Here is a 15,275-nt window from a genome sequence, read left to right as displayed (position 1 = left end):
AAGCGGCCCGTGCCGAGGTGCGCCGCCGCAGTTCCGGCCGCCTGGCCCATCGCGAAGCAGCCGCCGCTGGCCCGGGCGGCTGACTGGCCCTCGTGCGTCATGCTGGCGCAGCGGCCGGCCACCAGCAGGTTGTCCACGCCCAGCGGCACCAGCATGCGCCACGGCAGGTGGTGGTAGGCGTTGTCGGCGTCGCGCGGAAAGCCCCACTCGATGCGGCCGTCCGCATGCAGCTCCATCGGCCAGGCGCTCAGGCCGATCACGTCGTCGAATTTCGCCGAGCCCAGGATGTCCTCGCCGGCCAGCGCGTAGAGGCCGCGGATGCGCCGGGTCTCGCGGATGCCCACCTGGGGTGCGATCTCCACGATGGCCGACTGCGCGAAGCCCGGGATCTCGGCCTTGAGGAAGCGGTGGAACTCGGCCACCTGCCGCCGGCCCTCCAGCTCGCCCGCGCTCAGCTCGCGCGCGTCCACGCCGTTCATCGCACGGCCTTCGGCATTGCGGATCTGCGTGACGTTGGCGCGCCATTCGCGCGGGTCGATGTTGGGCCGCAGGATCGCGCCTTCGCGCGCGAAGCGGTACTCGCCGGGCTTGGCGGCCTTGACGCGTTCGATCCAGTCGTTGATGGCCTTGAACTCGCCCACCGCTTCCAGCGCCGGCTCCGCATCGACCTGGCCGACGCGGAACATGGTGGTGGGGAAGAGCCCGCTGCCCTGCCCATCGCCGACCTCGAAGGGCACGCCGGCGAAGGCCGCCACGTCGGCATCGCCGCTGGCATCGACGAAGGCCGCGGCGCGGATCGCCTGGCGGCCGGACTTGGTCTCGACCACCAGCGCGGCGATGCGCGCGCCGTCCAGCACCACGGCTGCGGCCCAGGCGTGGAAGAGCAGGTCCACGCCCGCATCGGCCAGCATCTGGTCGGCGGCGCACTTGTAGGCCGAGGTGTCGTAGGAGCGCACGCGGATGCGGCCCTGCATGCCGTCCTGCGGCCGGTTGAGGCCGCCCAGCGCGTCGATGCGCGCCAGCAGTTCGTCGGCCACGCCGCGCACCAGCAGCTGCATCTCGCCGCCGCGCCGGCCATAGAGGCCCGCGAAGTTGGTCACCCCGCCGGCCGTGCCCATGCCGCCGAGGAAGCCGTAGCGTTCCACCAGCAGCGTGCGCGCGCCCTGCCGCGCGGCGCTCACTGCCGCCGCGATGCCGGCCGGGCCGCCGCCGACGACCACGACGTCCCATTCGCCGAAGACGGGGAGGGTGCGGGCGGGTTCGTGGATGAGTTCTGGACTGGTCGTCATGTCGTTCGTCGTTGCTCGGGCGTGGCCTCGAGACTGCGCATCAGTCTGGCCGTCGATTCACGTGTGCTCTGGTCCTTGCGTCTCGCGCAGCCAGGTGGGCAGATCGCGATCGCTGGCGAGCACGCGCCAGACGTCGATGCGGTCTGCATGCTCCACGTAGAACACGAGGTAAGGGAAGCGCTTGAGAGGCCAGAAGCGCAAGCCAGGAAGGTCAAGCGCGTGTGCATAGCGCGGTGAACCGGTCGCAGGATGGCGGCCGATGTGGGCATAGGCGCGCTCGAGTTCGTCGATGAATCCAAGTGCGGCCGGCGGCGCGTCCTGACGCAGATACCAGTCCACCGCGTCGTCCACGTCGCGCAGGGCGGCCTGGCGTGGAACGACCGGCTTGGACTTCATCGGACGCGAGCGGCCTTGTTCTTGCCACCCGCCCGCACGCGCAGGCGATCGAAATAGGCGGGCGTGACCACCTCGCCGGGCGCCGATTCCGCACCGGCCAGCAGCAGAGCGCGCAGTCGCATCCGCTCCTGATCGCGGCGGATCAGTTCGCGCACGTACTCGCTGCTGGTGCCGAAGCCGCGTTCCCCGACCTGCGCATCCACAAAGGCCTTGAGGCTGTCGGGCAGGGAGATGTTCATGGTGCTCATGCGGCGTACTCTGCATGCTTTGGCAAAAATTGGCAAGAAATCCCTGCCAAGGCGCCGTTCACTGCAGCTTGATCCCCCGCGCCTGAATGATCCTGCTCATGATCGCCGCCTCGTCCTGCACGCGCAGGCGCATGCCCTCGGGCGAGGTGCCGACCGGCTGCCAGCCCTTGTCGAAGAGCTGCTGGCGCACCTCGGGGTTCTTCATGATCGTGGCGATTTCCTGGGTGATGCGCGCCTTGGCGGCGGGCGACAGGCTGGCGGGGCCGAGCAGGGCGGTCCAGACCTCCAGGTTGAAGTCGCGCACGCCCAGGTCGGCCAGGGGCGCGTACTCCGGCGCCAGGGTGCTGCGGCCGCTGGTCAGGCCGATGGCTTTGAGCTTGCCAGCCTTGACCTGCGGAATGGCGATGGCCGGGGGCACCAGGGCCAGCTGCACCTGGCCGCCGATCATGGCGGTCACCACCTGCGGATTGCCGGCGTAGGGCACGTGCGTGGCGTCCATGCCGGGGATGCGGTTCTTGAGCAGTTCCATGCCCAGGTGGCCGACCGAGCCCACGCCCACCGAGCCGTAGTTCCACTTCGTGCCGGAGGCGTGCGCCGCGGCCAGGAAGTCCTTGCCCGTGGGAATGTCGTTGCTGGCCACCAGCACCAGCGGCGCGGTGGCGATCAGCGACAGGTAGCTGAAGTCCTTGGCCGGGTCGTAGGGCAGCTTGGCATAGAGCATCTTCGACGACGTGAGGTTGCCGTTGATGACGATGCCCAGGGTGTGGTCGTCGGTGGCCTTGGCCACGGTGTCGGCCGCGATGTTGCCGGACGCGCCCGGCTTGTTGTCCACCACCACCGGCTGGCCCAGGGCCCGGGCCAGCGGCTCGGCGAGCACGCGGGCGGCAATGTCGGGCGTGGAGCCGCCCGGAAAGCCCACCACCAGGCGGATCGGCTTGGTGGGCCAGGCGCCGCCGGGGCTGGCGCTCTGGGCCTGCGCGCTGCCGGCGGCCAGCAGGGCGCAGGCGGTGGCGAGAAGGGTTCTGCGTGCAATCGACATGGGATCGGTCAGGTGCCGGAAAGGGAGGGAGGCGCCGAGTCTAGGGGGCTTGCGCGGCGCTTGCTCGCCAACTCAATCCAGGCTGATGTTCCCGCGCCGCACCAGCTCGCCGTACACCTTGGACTTGATCTCGGCCTGCCGTGCGATCTCCTCCGGCGACCAGGCGAGCGGCTCGAAGGCGAAGGTGTCGAAGCGGGCGCGGATCTCGGGATCGGCGATCACCTTGGCGACGTCGGCGTTGATCTTCTTCTTGATGGCGTCCGGCACGCCCTTGGGCGCCAGCAGCGACACGAAGGAATTGACCTCCAGCTCGGCTGGTCCGCCCGACTCGGCCATGGTGGGCACGTCGGGCATCTGGGGCACGCGCTTCTTCGCGGCCACGGCCAGATACTTGAGCTTGCCGGCCCTGTAGATGCCCTGGCTGGACGGGATGCTGGCGAAGGCCCACGGCACTTCGCCCGTGCCCACGTTGGCATACAGCTGCGACACCTCGCGGTAGGGCGCATGGTTCATCTGCGTGCCGGTCAGCGCGTCCAGCTGCTGGCCGCCCAGGTGGCCGGGGCTGCCCACGCCCCAGGAGCCGTAGGTGATCTGCCCGGGCTTCACCTTGGCCTCGGCGATCAGGTCGGCCATCGATTTCCACTTCGACTCGCTGCTGACCGCCACGAAGAAGGGCGTGCGGAACAGCGCGGCCACCGGGTCGAAGTGCTGCAGCGTCACGAAGTGGCGCGTCTTGTACAGGTGCGGCAGCGCGGCCAAGTGCTCGCTGTCGAACTGGATCAGGGTGTAGCCGTCGGGCTGTGCCCGGCGGGCCGCGTCGATGGCGATGAAGCCGCCGCCGCCGGGCTTGTTGTCGATGGTCACGCGCTGGTTCCACAGCTTGCCCAGCTTGTCGCTGACCAGGCGCAGCACGGCGTCTGGGCCGCTGCCGGCCGCGAAGGGCGTGACGATGGTCACCGGCTTGGTGGGGTAGTCGGTGGCGGTCTGGGCGAAGGTCGTTGAGGCAGCGAAAGCGGCGGCCAGGGCGGGGAGAAGGAATTTCAAGGATGTCTCCGGTGTTGTTGGCGGGAATGGGAAAGCGGGTTAGGGCCGGCGCAGGCGCCATGCGGTCTGTCGACCCCCGACCGTTCGGGCTGAGCCTGTCGAAGCCGGGGGCAGGCGCGGGTCGACGTTCTGCCTGAAGAGCCTGGCGCTCAGACGGCCAGGTCGTCGACCTGCATGCGGTACTGGTTCAGCGCCTCGAAGATCGGCGCATCGCCGAAGCGGAACAGGTCGAGCGAGGCGGCGTGCGCATCGCACGTGGCCGAGAAGGGCTGCCAGGAGGGCACGACGAAGAGGTCGCCGCGCTGCACGCGCCAGGCCTTGTCGCCCACCGTCACGCTGCCGGTACCGTCGAAGACCTGGTACACCGAGCCGCCGACTTCGCGCCAAGTGCGCGTGCGGCCGCCGGCGCGCACGCGGTGCATCTCGCAGCGCATCGTGGGCAGCACGTCGCGGCCCGTGCCCGGGTGGGTGAAGCGCACGGCCGCATGGCCGGGGCTGAGCACGCCGGGGTGGCCTTCGTCTTCCAGTTCGAGCTGGTCGGCCAGGGCGCGGTCGGTGTCGGCCCAGCGGTAGGCCAGCAGCGGGGTGGCGGGCGTGTCGGCTTCCTGCGAAAGGGGCCGCAGGCCCGGATGGGCCCATAGCCGCTCGGAGCGCGAGCGCGCGGGCGTGCCGCATTCGGCCTCGCTCAGCTGCTCGCGGCCATGCTCGAAGAACTGCGACTCGGTGTAGTAGGCGAAGGGAATGTCCAGCCCGTCGATCCAGGCCATGGGTTCGGTGGCGGCGTTGTGGTGGGCATGGAAGTTCCAGGCCGCCTGTGGCAGGAAGTCGCCGCGCGCCATGCGCACCGCATCGCCGTTGACCACGGTCCACACGCCTTCGCCCTCGACCACGAAGCGGAAGGCGTTCTGCGTGTGGCGGTGCTCGGGCGCATGCTCGCCCGGCATCAGGTACTGGATGGCGGCCCACAGCGTGGGCGTGGCATAGGGCTGGCCGCCCAGTGCCGGGTTGGCCAGGGCGATGGCCCGGCGCTCGCCGCCGCGCCCCACCGGCACCAGGTTGCCGGCCTCGGCCGCCAGTTGCTTGAGCCGCGCCCAGCGCCACAGGTGCGGCGCCGCCTTGCTGCGCGGATGCGGCGGCATCAGGCTGCCGATTTGCGTCCACAGGGGCACCAGCAGCTCCTCCTCGAAGCCGCGGTAGAGCTGGCTCAGGGCGGACGTGGGCTCGGGCTGGCCGGGGGCGGCCACGGCCTGCAGCCGTACGGGGGAGGGAAGGGTGTCGATCACGGCAGCCATGGAATGCGTGTCTCCTGTCGGGTTTGCGCCGGGTTGGGGCAGTCAGTGCGCGCCGGCCGCCATCATGCCGCGGGGCCGATGGACAGGGCGATCTCGCCCACGCCCTGCACGTTGCCCGTGATGCGGTCGCCGCTCTGGACCGGACCCACACCTTCGGGCGTGCCGGTGTAGATCAGGTCGCCGGGCTGCAGGTGGTAGTACTTCGACAGGTCCTCGATCAGCTCGGGGATGTTCCAGATCAGCTTGTCGAGGTCGGACTTCTGCTTCGTCTCGCCATTGACCTGCAGCGCGATCTCGCCCTGCGACAGCACGGTGCCGGCCATCGGCACGACCTCGGAGCAGACGGAGGACTGCTCGACGTCCTTGCCCAGGTCCCAGGGCCGGCCCTTGTCGCGCGCCACCAGCTGCAGGTCGCGGCGGGTCATGTCCAGGCCGCAGGCATAGCCGTAGACGAGGCGGCCGGCGTCGTCGCGCGGCACGCGGAAGCCCGCGGCGCCGATGACGACGACCAGTTCCATCTCGAAATGGAAGTTCTGCGTGCCGGGCGGATAGGCCACGGTGGCGCCGGACTCGACCAGCGTGGACGGGGCCTTGGTGAAGTAGAAGGGCTGCTCCACCGACTTGTCGACCGGGCGGCCCATCTCCACCGCATGGGCGTGGTAGTTGCGGCCGACGAAGAAGAGGCGGTTGACCGGCAGGCGGCGGCTGTCGCCGCGCACGGGCAGCGAGGCGACGGGGGGTGGGGTCCAGAGGTAGTCGGTCATGGGTGGTTGGGCGGTTGGTCGGGTGAAGAGGTGGGGGCGGCGCTTCGACAGGCTCAGCGCGAACGGTGTGGGGTGACCCGGTGCGAACGAAGACGCTGCCGTCAATCGGCAGACAAGCAGGTGGCGGCGGTCCAGCCGTACAGCCACTCCATCGCGTCGTAGAAGCGCTCCGGCGAGCGGCCCTTCCACAGGTCGTTGCGCACCAGGCGCTCCACGCCCTTGGCGTGGAAGATGCGGCCCATCTCGCGTGCCGACAGCACCACGCGGGCGGTGCGGGCCACGCGCGAGCGCTGGTAGAGGGCGAAGGCCTTGTCCCACTGGCCGTCGTGCACGCGCAGGGCCTCGCCCAGTGTCACGGCGTCTTCCATCGCCATGCAGGCGCCCTGCGCCAGGTACTGCAGTGTGGGATGGGCGGCATCGCCCAGCAGGGCCGCGCGGCCGAAGACCCACTGCCCGATGGGCTCGCGGTCGGCGGTGGCCCAGCGCTTCCAGTCGCGGGGCAGGTCGATCAGCTGGCGGGCGCGGGCGCAGATGCCCTCGAAGTAGCTCTGCACCTCCTCGCGGCTGCCCTCGCGCACGCTCCACTCCTCCTGCTCGCGGCTGTGGAAGGTGACGACCACGTTGTACTGCTCGCCGCCGCGCAGCGGGTAGTGAACCAGGTGGCAGTTGGGCCCCACCCAGATGCTGGCGGCGTTCCATTGCAGGTCGGGCGGAAAGTCGGCGCGGTCCACCACGGCGCGGTAGACCACGTGGCCCGACACGCGGGCCTCGTCGCCCACGTACTGGCGTCGCACGGCGGACTTCACGCCGTCCGCGCCGATCAGCGCGCAGCCGCGAAAACTGCGGCCGTCGCTGCTGACCACGGTCACGCCCTCGTCGTCCTGCGCCACGCGCTGCACCTGCGTGGCGGTGGCGATTTCGATGCGGCCGGTGGCGCGGGCGCCCTCCAGCAGCGAGCCGTGCACGTCGGCGCGGTGGATCACGGCATAGGGATTGCCGAAGCGCTGGCGGAAGGCCTCGCCGGTGGGAATGCGGCCCACCAGCGTCTCGTCCAGCGCGTCGTGCATCACCATCTCGTCGGTGTAGACGGCACGGGCCCGGGCGATCTCGCCGATGCCCAGCGCGTCGAAGGCCGCGAAGGCATTGGGCCCCAGTTGGATGCCAGCGCCGATCTCGCCCAGCTGCCCAGCCTGCTCCAGCACCATCACGTCGAAGCCGCGGCGCACCAGCGCCAGCGCGGCGGCAATGCCGCCGATGCCGCCGCCGGCCACCAGCACCGGCAGCGTGGACGAGGAAGAAACGGATGCGCGTGGGGATGCGGGGGATGCCATGCCTGTCTCCGGCTGTTCTGCATTGATGCCTGTCAATGCTGCGGATTGTTGGCAGCCCCCACTATTGCTTCAAGCACTGTGGCGGATACTCGGCATCGCGTTTTTCGATAGTGGGGATTCGCGCATGTCCAAGCTGGACCTGGAATGGCTCAAGGTGTTCGACGAAGTCTGGCAGACCGCCAGCGTCTCCAAGGCGGCGGAGCGCCTGGGCATCGCGCAGGCGGCGGCCAGCACCGCGCTCAACAAGCTGCGCGCGCATTTCGACGACCGGCTGTTCGAGCGCACGGCCCTGGGCATGCAGCCCACGCCGCATGCGCAGAAGATCCAGCCCGCCCTGCGCGAGGCGCTGGCGCAGATCGAGCAGGCCCGCGCCAGCCGCGCGGCCTTCGACCCGGCAACGGCGACGCGGCGCTTCCGCATCTGCCTGACCGACATCAGCGAGGTGGTGCTGCTGCCGCGCCTGCTGGACCACCTGGGCCGCGAGGCGCCCGGCGTGCAGGTGGAGACCGAGATCGTCTCCGCCGCCAGCGCCCGCCGGCTGGAGGACGGCGAGGTCGACCTGGCCGTGGGCTTCATGCCGCAGCTGGAGGCCGGCTTCTACGGCCAGACGCTCTTCCGCCAGAACTTCGTCTGCCTGGTGGCCAAGGACCATCCGCGCATCGGCAGCAAGCTCACCCGCAAGGCCTTCGCGGCCGAGCCGCATGCGGTCATCGCCTCGTCGGGCACCGGCCATGCCATCGTCGACAAGACCATCGCCCGCGCCGGCATCGAGCGCAAGGTGGCGGTGCGGCTGTCGAGCTTTTTGGGCGTGGCGCGCATCGTGGCGCAGACCGAGCTGGTGGTGATCGTGCCGCGCGTGCTGGGCCAGATCCTGGCCACGCAGGAGCCGGTGCGCATCATCGAGCCGCCCTTCGCCCTGCCGGCCTATGCGGTCAAGCAGCACTGGCATGCGCGCTTCCATGCCGACGACGGCAATGCCTGGCTGCGGCGCACGCTGGCCGAGCTGTTCGGCGGCGGCGGTGCGCCGGGATAATGCGCCTCCCCACTGTCACCTTCGAGACTCGCCGCCATGTCCTCCTCCATCGTCCTGCGCTTCCTGGCCGAACCCAGCACCGTCAACTTCGGCGGCAAGGTGCACGGCGGCACAGTGATGAAGTGGATCGACGAGGCCGGCTATGCCTGCGCCACCGGCTGGTCGCACAACTACTGCGTCACCGTCTTCATCGGCAGCATCCGCTTTCACCGGCCGATCATGATCGGCGACCTGGTCGAGGTGGAGGCGCGCATGGCCTACACCGGCAAGACCAGCATGAACATCTCGGTGGAGGTGCGCAGCGGCGACCTCAAGGGCGGGCAGATGGTGCGCACCACCGAATGCCTGATCGTCTTCGTGGCGGTCGATTCGCATGGCCGGCCGCTGGTGGTGGATTCCTTCCAGCCGGCCACGCCGGGCGAGATCGCCCTGGCCGAACGCGCCCGCGCCCACCTGGAAGCGGCGCGGCAGGTGAGCCACGCGCCGGCGCCCAGCCTGAGCGGTTCGGCGGACTGAGCGGCCGCCGAGCCCCTAGGGTTTTCCCGGGACATGGCGTCCGGCGCGCCGGACGCCCCTGCCGCGGCCAGTCCGGCAGCGGCCGAACCACGAGCCGATGGCCTGGAAAAAGACCTTCAAAAACAACAACTTGCATTGCCTCCGCGGCCCGTCCGGGCTGGCACCCTCCTTGCGCTAAGAAGCGGCCGCCAACGATGGCGCCCATTCCCGCCACGGAGACACCCCAGGAGCCCGCATGCAAGACCCGACACCCGCCCGCCGCCAGCCGCTTTACCGGTCCCTCTATTTCCAGGTCATCGTCGCCATCGTCATCGGCGTGCTCCTGGGCCACTTCTATCCCGCGCTCGGCACCGACATGAAGCCGCTGGGCGACGGCTTCATCAAGCTCATCAAGATGATCATCGCGCCGATCATCTTCTGCACCGTGGTGGTCGGCATCGCGGGCATGGAAGACATGAAGAAGGTCGGCAAGACCGGCGGCTACGCCCTGCTGTACTTCGAGATCATGAGCACCGTGGCGCTGATCCTCGGCCTGATCATCGTCAACGTCGTCAAGCCCGGCGTCGGCATGAACGTCGACCCCGCCTCGCTGGACACCAAGGCCATCGCCGCCTACACCGGCCCGGGCAAGATGCAGAGCACGACCGACTTCCTGCTCAACATCATCCCCACCACCGTGGTGGACGCCTTCGCCAAGGGCGAGATGTTGCAGGTGCTGCTGGTGGCCGTGATGTTCGGCTTCGCCCTGCACCGCTTCGGCGGCCGCGGCACGCTGGTGTTCGACCTGATCGAGAAGTCCTCGCACGTGCTCTTCGTGATCGTCGGCTACATCATGAAGGTCGCCCCCATCGGTGCCTTCGGCGCCATGGCCTTCACCATCGGCAAGTACGGCGTCGGCTCGCTCAAGCAGCTGGCCTTCCTGATGGGCACCTTCTACGCCACCTGCCTGCTGTTCATCTTCGTGGTGCTGGCCATCGTGGCGCGGCTGCACGGCTTCGGCATCTGGAAGCTGATCAAGTACATCAAGGAAGAACTGCTGATCGTGCTGGGCACCAGCAGCTCCGAGGCCGCGCTGCCGCGCATCATGGCCAAGCTGGAGAACCTGGGCGTGCGCAAGTCCACGGTCGGCCTGGTGGTGCCCACGGGCTACTCCTTCAACCTGGACGGCACCTCCATCTACCTGACCATGGCGGCCGTGTTCATCGCGCAGGCCACCAACACCCAGCTGGACATCACGCACCAGGTCACGCTGCTGCTGGTGCTGCTGCTGACCTCCAAGGGCGCCGCCGGCGTCACCGGCAGCGGCTTCATCGTGCTGGCGGCCACGCTGTCGGCCGTGGGCCACGTGCCGGTGGCCGGCCTGGCGCTGATCCTGGGCATCGACCGCTTCATGAGCGAGGCCCGCGCCCTGACCAACCTGATCGGCAACACCGTGGCCACGGTGGTGGTCGGCAAGTGGACCGGCGATCTGGACGAGGGCCGCATGCAGAAGGTGCTGGACAACGAAACGGTGCTGGACGCCGACGCGCCCGAGCAGGTGCTGGACGCCAAGACCGCGCCCTTCCCCGCCAAGGCCTGAGTACCACCGGTGGACCGGCGCGGCCCCTGAGGGCCGGCCGGCGCCCCTCTTCGTCGGCACCGGCCGGCGCGCCACGGCCATACTCGGGCCGTGGCACCACATCCTTCGGGGGCGCGACGCGCCCCTTTTTCTTTTGCACCGACGGCGGCGGCGCGCGCGCGCCTCGGGCCGGCGCTGGCCGTGCTCGCCCTGGTGGCGCTGGCCGCCTGGGGCGCCTATGCGCTGGCGCTGCGCATCGGGTTGGACCGCCTGGGCGAGGCGGCCGACCACCGGCTGGACATGGAGGTCAGCCGCATCGAGGCCGAGCTGGCGCGCTTCGACTACCTGCCCGCGCTGCTGGAAACCTCGCCCCAGGTGCAGCAGCTGCTGGCCAGCCCCTTCGATCCGGCGCTGCGTGCCCAGGCCAGCCACTACCTGCATGCGCTCAACGCCATCGCCGGGGCCGAGACGCTCTACGTGCTCGAACCCGGCGGCGTGGCCGCCGCCGCCAGCGACGACGGCCAGCTCGGCTCGCCGGCCGGCCAGAACCTGTCGTACCGGCCCTACCTGCGCGAGGCGCTGGCCGGCGGCCGCGGGCGCTTCTACGGCATCGGCGTCACCAGCCGCGTGCCCGGCTACTACCTGGCCTATGCGCTGCCGCGCGGCGGCCCGGTGCGCGGCGTGGCCACCGTCAAGATCGACCTGCGGCCGGCGGCGCTGGCCTGGCGCCAGCTGCCCGGCGAGATGCTGCTGCTGGACGAGCACCAGGTCGCCATCCTGGCCTCGCGCGAGGACTGGAAGTACCGCCCCATCGCGCCGCTGTCGCCGGCCGAGCGGGCCGAGGCGGCCACGTCGCGCCGCTATGGCGACGCCGCGCTCACGCCGCTGCCGTGGCGCCTGGCGGGCGCCGGCCCGCTGGAGCCCGGCCCGGTGCGCGAGGTGCGCCTGGATGGCCGCATCTACGCCGCCACCGTGCACCGCCTGGATGCCGGCCGCTGGCGCCTGGTGCTGCTGAGCGACGAGGGGCCCGTGCGGGCCGTGGCCGCCGCCGCCGGCGCGGGTGCTGCGCTGGCCGCCGCCGCCCTGCTGCTGGGCCTGCTGGTGATGCGCCAGCGCCGCCGGCTGGTGCGCCAGCAGCTGGCCAGCCGGGCCGCCCTGCAGGCCGCCAACGATTCCCTCGAGCGCCGCGTGCAGGAGCGCACCGCCGAGCTGCGCGCCGCCCAGGCCGAGCTGGTGCATGCCGGCCAGCTGGCCGTGCTGGGCCAGATGTCGGCGGGCATGGTGCACGAGCTCAACCAGCCGCTGGCGGCCCTCAACACCCTGTCCGACAACGCGGTGCTCCTGCTCGAGCGGGGCCGCACCGAGGATGCGCGCGCCAACCTCGGGCGCATCGCGCAACTGGTGAACCGGCTCGGCCGGCTCACGGCGCAGCTCAAGGTCTTTGCCCACAAGCGCACCGATCCGCCGGTGCCGGTGCTGCTGGAGCGCGCCCTGCGCGAGGCCGCGCTGCTGCATGCGCCCCGCCTGCGCGAGCTGGGCGTGGACCTGCGCACCGGCGCCGTGCCCGCCGCGCTGGCCGTGATGGCCGAGGAGACGCGCCTGGTGCAGGTGCTGGCCAACCTCGTCGGCAACGCGGCCGATGCGCTGGCCGAGGTGCCCGCCGGCACGCGGTGGATCGGCGTGGCGGCGCAGTGCGTGCCCACCGCCGCGCCCCTCGGCAACGACGGGGCCCCTGGGATGGCCGATGGCGCCGCCCTCTGCCGCATCGTCGTCGCCAACAGCGGCCCGTCGATCCCGCCCGCGGCGCAGGCGCGGCTGTTCGAGCCCTTCTTCACCACCAAGCCCGCCGGCCGCGGCCTGGGCCTGGGGCTGATGATGTCGGCCCATATCATCCAGGCCTTCGGCGGCAGCCTGCGCCTGGCCCGGCCCGGCGAGATGCCCGAGGGCGCCGGTGCCGCCTTCGTCATCGAACTGCCCGCCGCCGACGCCGATCCCTCCGCCAGCGCTTCCGCCCCCCGCGACGAACCATGAACGCCCCCACCCATCCCATCCGCGTGCTGCTGGTCGAGGACGACGAGGACGTGCGCCTGGGCGCCGCCCAGGCACTGGACCTGGCCGGCTTCGAGGTGCAGGCCTTCGGCGCCGTCGAGCCCGCGCGTGCCGCCATCACCGAGGGCGTGCCCGCCGTGGTGGTGTGCGACGTGCAGCTGCCCGGCCAGAGCGGGCTGGGCTGGCAGGCCGAGCTGCGCCGGGCCGATCCGCAACTGCCCGTGATCCTGGTCACCGGCCATGGCGACATCGCCATGGCGGTCCAGGCCATGCGAGACGGTGCCTACGACTTCATCGAGAAGCCCTATGCCTCCGATCGGCTGGTGGCCGTGGTGCGCCGCGCCGCCGAGCAGCGCCGGCTGGCGCTCGAAGTGGAATCGCTGCGCCGCGAACTGGACGACTGGAGCGGCATCAAGGCCACGCTCATCGGCCGCTCCGCCGCCATGGAACGCGTGCGCCAGGCCGTGCGCACGCTGGCCGCCACGCCGGCCGACGTGGTCATCTATGGCGAGACCGGCACCGGCAAGGACCTGGTCGCCCGCTGCCTGCACGAGCGCAGCAGCCGCCGCGGCGGCCATTTCGTGCCGGTCAACTGCGGCGGCCTGCCCGAGAACCTGGTCGACAGCGAACTCTTCGGCCACGAGGCCGGTGCCTTCACCGGCGCCGTCAAGCGCCGCATCGGCAAGTTCGAGCATGCGCACGGCGGCACGCTGTTCCTCGACGAGATCGAGAGCATGCCGATGGCGGTTCAGGTCAAGCTGCTGCGCGCGCTGCAGGAGCGCACCATCGAGCGCGTGGGCTCCAACCAGCAGGTGAGCGTGGACTGCCGCGTGATCGCCGCCAGCAAGGTGGACCTGCGCGAGGCCAGCGAGCAGGGACGCTTTCGCGCCGACCTGTACTACCGCCTGGGCGTGGCCTTCATCGAGCTGCCCCCGCTGCGCGAGCGGCGCGAGGACATCCCGCTGCTCTTCGAGCACTTCACGCTGCAGGCCGCCAAGCGCTACTGCCAGCCCGCGCCGGTGCCCGACACCCAGGCGCTGTCGGCGCTGCTCGGCCACGCGTGGCCCGGCAACGTGCGCGAGCTGCGCAACGTGGCCGACCGCTACGTGCTGGGCCTGCTGGGCGACAGCTTTTCCGACGCCCTGGGCGGTGGCCAGCGCGGCGTCTCGCTGCCGGAGCACATGGAGCAGATCGAGCGCACCCTGCTCATCGAAGCCCTGCGCCGCCTGCACGGCGACGTGCCCCAGGCCGCCAAGGAGCTGGGCATCGCCAAGGCCACGCTGTACGACAAGCTCAAGCGGCTGGGGATCGATGCGGCGGGGTATAGGCGGGAGGAGTAGCGGCTGGGGCCACCGGAGAAAGAGCCGGAAAAAGAACCGGAATCGCGATTTGGCCGTCTGATTCATAAGTTGCTGTCATTCAATGACATATTCATAGAATGAGCGGAAACTGAACCGGAAATTCTTGGTGTCTAATCGCATCGCTGTCTTCGACCAGCCGCATCAGTTCGAGCCGCTGGTTCCCGCCCAAAGGCTGGACCTGCTTCGGGAGCGGACACGGGAGGTATTCGAAAAGTCGGCCGCCCTCAAGGCCGCGGCCAGCGAGCCGGTGCGGGCTGGTCTGCGCGAGATCGTGCGATCCATGAACTCGTACTATTCCAACCGGATCGAGGGGCAGAGCACACATCCCGCCCACATCGAACAGGCGCTTCGGCAGGACTTTTCAGCGACACCCGATGTGGCGCGGCGGCAGCGGCTGGCGCTGGCGCACATCGAGGCCGAGCGGGCGCTCGAGCCGCTGGTGAGCGCAGAGGCACAGGCGCTGTCCAGCGGCTTTGTGCAGCTGGCCCATCGCCAGCTCTACGAGCGACTTCCGGCGGCGGACCGGCGTACCGACGATGGCCGCGAGATCCTGCCCGGCGAACTTCGCCGGCACGACGTGGCCGTTGGCCGCCACCAGCCGCCGACCTGGTCTTCAGTTCCGCTGTTTCTCGAGCGGATGGACGAGGTGTATGGCCGCCTGAAAGGCGTCGATGCGCTGCTCTACACCGTGGCCGCCGCCCATCACCGGATGATGTGGACCCACCCCTTCGAGGATGGCAACGGCCGTGCGGTACGCCTGCAGACGCACTGCGCCCTGTTTCTTCTGAGCGGAGGACTCTGGTCGGTCAATCGGGGGTTGGCGCGGGACCGGGACCGCTACTACCTGATGCTCGACGGCGCTGACGCCATGCGTCAGGGCGACCTGGACGGTCGCGGCAATCTCAGCGAGAAGGCACTCTGGGACTGGTGCAATTACTTCCTCGAAGTCTGCGCGGACCAGATCGGCTTCATGGCGCATATGCTGGACCTGGATCGCTTGCGGGAACGCCTTCAAGCCTGGGTGCTGGTGCGACGAGCGGGTGGTGATTCGACCGAGTACCGCGAAGAAGCAGTATTGCCGCTCCGGATGCTCGCCGCCGCTGGAACCCTGTCGCGCGGCGAGTTCAGCCGCATGACGGGATTGGAAGAGCGCACAGCCCGCAAAGTGATTTCGCGCTTCCTCAAGGATGGGCTGCTGGAGAGCGAAGGCCATCGTGGCGCGCTGCGGCTTGCCTTCCCGCTGCACGCGCTGAACATCCTCTTTCCAAGCCTCTATCCGGAGGCTGCGGCGGCTGTCACTGAATAAGGGTCTGTCGAATGGCAGGAGCAGACAGCACAGCGCTGGCGCTGCACGC

General features: G+C 70.2%; 14 protein-coding genes. 6 read left to right on the top strand and 8 right to left on the bottom strand.

Annotated elements, in window-relative coordinates:
* The 8 genes from NS331_RS13630 to NS331_RS13595 all read right to left on the bottom strand — a co-directional run.
* The coding region (locus NS331_RS13630; RefSeq protein WP_058642528.1) for an FAD-dependent oxidoreductase at positions 1–1,289 on the bottom strand (1,289 nt) is incomplete at its 3' end.
* A gap of 57 nt (positions 1,290–1,346) precedes the next feature.
* Positions 1,347–1,685, bottom strand: coding sequence for a type II toxin-antitoxin system RelE/ParE family toxin (locus NS331_RS13625; RefSeq protein WP_058642527.1), 339 nt, complete (start codon positions 1,683–1,685; stop codon positions 1,347–1,349).
* A complete protein-coding gene (locus NS331_RS13620; RefSeq protein WP_058642526.1) occupies positions 1,682–1,933 on the bottom strand; it encodes a ribbon-helix-helix domain-containing protein in 252 nt (83 codons plus the stop codon). The genes NS331_RS13625 and NS331_RS13620 overlap by 4 nt, the downstream gene beginning before the upstream one ends.
* Positions 1,934–1,991: 58 nt before the next feature.
* Positions 1,992–2,972 (bottom strand): Bug family tripartite tricarboxylate transporter substrate binding protein, encoded by a 981-nt coding sequence (locus tag NS331_RS13615; RefSeq protein ID WP_058642525.1) that lies wholly within the window; start codon positions 2,970–2,972, stop codon positions 1,992–1,994.
* A 72-nt stretch (positions 2,973–3,044) separates the two neighbouring features.
* A complete protein-coding gene (locus tag NS331_RS13610) occupies positions 3,045–3,995 on the bottom strand; it encodes a Bug family tripartite tricarboxylate transporter substrate binding protein (protein ID WP_440589388.1) in 951 nt (316 codons plus the stop codon).
* Between the two features lie 170 nt (positions 3,996–4,165).
* The gene (locus NS331_RS13605; RefSeq protein ID WP_058642523.1) at positions 4,166–5,308 is read right to left on the bottom strand and encodes a cupin domain-containing protein; all 1,143 of its coding nucleotides are present in this window, start codon (positions 5,306–5,308) and stop codon (positions 4,166–4,168) included.
* Between the two features lie 62 nt (positions 5,309–5,370).
* Positions 5,371–6,072: a fumarylacetoacetate hydrolase family protein gene (locus NS331_RS13600; RefSeq protein ID WP_058642522.1), complete on the bottom strand. Its 702-nt coding sequence runs from the start codon at positions 6,070–6,072 to the stop codon at positions 5,371–5,373.
* A gap of 101 nt (positions 6,073–6,173) precedes the next feature.
* Complete coding sequence (locus NS331_RS13595) at positions 6,174–7,403, bottom strand: 3-hydroxybenzoate 6-monooxygenase (RefSeq protein ID WP_058642521.1); 1,230 nt, start codon at positions 7,401–7,403, stop codon at positions 6,174–6,176.
* A 124-nt stretch (positions 7,404–7,527) separates the two neighbouring features.
* On the opposite strand from NS331_RS13595, the gene NS331_RS13590 reads away from it, so the two are divergent.
* The 6 genes from NS331_RS13590 to NS331_RS13565 all read left to right on the top strand — a co-directional run bounded on the left by NS331_RS13590 (position 7,528) and on the right by NS331_RS13565 (position 15,226).
* A complete protein-coding gene (locus NS331_RS13590; protein WP_058642520.1) occupies positions 7,528–8,436 on the top strand; it encodes a LysR family transcriptional regulator in 909 nt (302 codons plus the stop codon).
* 36 nt (positions 8,437–8,472) lie between these two features.
* Positions 8,473–8,952 (top strand): acyl-CoA thioesterase, encoded by a 480-nt coding sequence (locus tag NS331_RS13585; RefSeq protein WP_058642519.1) that lies wholly within the window; start codon positions 8,473–8,475, stop codon positions 8,950–8,952.
* A 235-nt stretch (positions 8,953–9,187) separates the two neighbouring features.
* Positions 9,188–10,531: a dicarboxylate/amino acid:cation symporter gene (locus NS331_RS13580; protein ID WP_058642518.1), complete on the top strand. Its 1,344-nt coding sequence runs from the start codon at positions 9,188–9,190 to the stop codon at positions 10,529–10,531.
* Positions 10,532–10,711: 180 nt separating this feature from the next.
* The gene (locus NS331_RS13575) at positions 10,712–12,541 is read left to right on the top strand and encodes a sensor histidine kinase (protein ID WP_058642517.1); all 1,830 of its coding nucleotides are present in this window, start codon (positions 10,712–10,714) and stop codon (positions 12,539–12,541) included.
* Positions 12,538–13,899 (top strand): sigma-54-dependent transcriptional regulator, encoded by a 1,362-nt coding sequence (locus tag NS331_RS13570; RefSeq protein WP_058642516.1) that lies wholly within the window; start codon positions 12,538–12,540, stop codon positions 13,897–13,899. Before NS331_RS13575 ends, NS331_RS13570 begins: the two co-directional genes overlap by 4 nt.
* Positions 13,900–14,026: 127 nt before the next feature.
* Positions 14,027–15,226: a Fic family protein gene (locus NS331_RS13565; RefSeq protein ID WP_242873742.1), complete on the top strand. Its 1,200-nt coding sequence runs from the start codon at positions 14,027–14,029 to the stop codon at positions 15,224–15,226.
* Positions 15,227–15,275 lie beyond the last annotated feature (49 nt).

The organism is Pseudacidovorax intermedius (assembly GCF_001476815.1).
Lineage (GTDB): Bacteria > Pseudomonadota > Gammaproteobacteria > Burkholderiales > Burkholderiaceae_C > Xenophilus > Xenophilus intermedius_A.
The sequence above is the reverse complement of the archived record's forward strand: the minus strand, read 5'-3'. Positions and strand labels throughout refer to the sequence as shown.